General features: G+C 39.1%; 1 protein-coding gene. It reads right to left on the reverse strand.

Going from position 1 to position 2,672, the window contains the following annotated elements; translation table 11 throughout:
* Positions 1 to 95 precede the first annotated feature (95 nt).
* Complete coding sequence (ltrA, locus tag CLFS41_RS11735; RefSeq protein ID WP_006778114.1) at positions 96 to 1,922, reverse strand: group II intron reverse transcriptase/maturase; 1,827 nt, start codon at positions 1,920 to 1,922, stop codon at positions 96 to 98.
* Positions 1,923 to 2,672 lie beyond the last annotated feature (750 nt).

Raw genomic sequence — 2,672 nt, forward strand, 5'->3', positions numbered from 1 at the left:
AATAGTGATAGGTAATCCTTTGAAGTTATCTCCGGATTTTCCCCCACTCCACACCGTGCATGAAACTTTCATTTCACACGGCGTTCCATCAATATTTACTTATTCTCACTAATCTCACAATTTCCAACTAAACGTCTCAAGTTATTCAGCTTCACGAAGTCTATTGATTTTCGTTTCAACAATTCAAGGTATTTTTCAATGGTTTCTACTTCTTTTGTATGAATCAGCTTATGCACTGCTCCAGTAACAAACACCAGATTTTTATATGCATCTGTGCCTCCCTCCGAACGCATGGTTTTATGATGTACTTCCATATCTGATATTTTCAGTTTTTCTCCTGTAATAAAACACCTTCCACGTTGTCCAACGTAAAGTGATATCCGGTTATCATTGTATTCCAGACTTTGGTTCTGAACAGGATTCTTCATGATATATTGCAATGTATCATAACTGAAATTTTGCAGATATTTATGGATTTTCTCCCTGCCGTTCACCGTGTAATTGCATATATCCTGCGAAAAACATACCGGTGGAGTTGTCTGCACGTAATGGATTGGATAAAGTGCCACCCGCTGTATAAATAGGGGCTTTACCTTACACTTTCCATAAAAGCGTTCATATGCCCTGCTTTTATTACCTCGTTTACTTCGTATACATTTCGTTCTGCAATAAAGGCTCTTATTGACATGAAAAGCGATTTCTGCAAAGTCTTTACTGATATGACTGGCTATCTTATAATACCCATGCAACCCCAGTACAGTAGCATTAAACTGCTGTACCCGTGCACCGATAGCATCATGTTGTAATACTTTGATTTTCTGTTTTAATTCTTTCTTGCATTTTTCTTTGCTTTTCTTTGTCATGTGGGATTTGACCACATATTTCTGACCTTTCTTCCAAAGCTTCAACTTAAATCCTAAAAATTCAGAATATCGTTTTCTTAGATTTACTATCTTGGACTTTTCCGGGCTGATTTCTAAGCCCAGTCTTTCTTCAAGCCACTGTTTTGTGGCTGCAAACATCTTTTCGGCAGTTTTTCTATCTTTACAGAGTAACTTAAAATCATCGGCATATCTGACGATAAATACTTCTTTTAAATTACCCCTTCTCAACAACTCATATTTTCTTGTCGGATTTTTATATGAGTGGTGGGTTTTATGGTTCTCCCACTGGCTTGCAATCCACCAGTCTAACTCATTAAGAACGACATTAGATAATAATGGACTGAGAATTCCGCCTTGCGGGACCCCTTTTTGTGGAACCCCTATTCCTTTAATTTCAGTCTTTAGCATCTTGGATATAATACATAACAATTGTTTATCCTGAATCCCCAGGCTCCATAACTGTTTCATGAGTTTCCCATGATTGACATTATCGAAAAATCCTTTAATATCAATATCTACTACATACTGAAAGTTATGCCGGTTGGTCAGTGCCAACACTCTGGCAATGGCATGATGAGTGCTCCGATTCGGACGGAAGCCATAACTATGTTTATAAAATTTGGCTTCACAAATCGGCTCAAGAACCTGCTTAATACATTGTTGTATCAGCCGGTCTTCCATGGTCGGAATCCCCAGTGGTCGTACTTTCCCATTATCTTTTGGAATTTCTACCCTACGAACTGGCATTGGTTGAAAATTTGACATTCTATTTCGCACATATGAGATTAACCTCTCCGGATTGTCTTTTCCAATATCCAGAATCGTAGTAGCATTGACTCCCTTGGTCTTACTGCCTTTATTCTTTTTGATGTTACGATATGCAAGCAATATATTTTCTCTGCTTACAATCAGGTCATATAGATTTGTAAATCTCCGATTTTCTTTTGCTTTGGAATACAGTTCATCATAAATCGCCTGAGTATCATAATACTCATTGTTTCTCAATCGCTGTTTCTTCCTTGATTTTCTAGTTGCCATAAGTCGGCTTTCACTTCCTTAATTGCAGAAATCCTGCCTCTCTTAGTCATACTCGAACCTTATGCAGTTTCATAACTGTTTGTAAGTTGTGTTTTACTGTAAATACTGACTTGTGGCTATCCCTCCACCGCTTATTATCACGGCTTCATCGGTACTGTGCCACTACTTTCATCAACATAAAAGCAGGTTATACAAAATGTTTTCCCTGCTAACGCTTCATAGGGATTAAGCCCTCCACGTTGCTGACTTACCACGTTCCGATAATCCTATCTTTACATATATACCCTTAGGTTCCTTCTTTAAGCCTGTCTGCTTTGACACCGCCTGTAACGGTGTAAGGAGTTTCATATCAACAAGTTTTACTAATCCTCACAGACCTTGCATTCTGCAAGCACAGCCGTTAGACTGTTTAGAGATTTAGACCCGTACACTCAAAGGTTCGCCGTCTACTGCCTTTTTACAGTAGAATTCTAACCATAGGTATTTTATAGACCCCGCCCTATCACTCCCAGCCACCTCTGGCTTGGTTTTGCTGTATCCTTTTTGACCTTAGCAAGTGCATACAGGCGACTTCAGCGAGCTTTATGACAATCTTGTGCTTAATCACAATCATGCCATTCGCAGTTTTAGGCAGGCGTTTCAAGGCGTTCCCCTATCATTCCACCTATCGGATTATCAGTTCTCCTAAACCGAACTTTGTTACATTCTTACGTTTAGTGCCTAACCTTTTCAGCTAGGAACGTGTCGCAC

Origin of the sequence: Clostridium sp. FS41 (assembly GCF_000954015.1) — a bacterium.
In the GTDB taxonomy this organism is placed as follows: domain Bacteria; phylum Bacillota; class Clostridia; order Lachnospirales; family Lachnospiraceae; genus Enterocloster; species Enterocloster citroniae.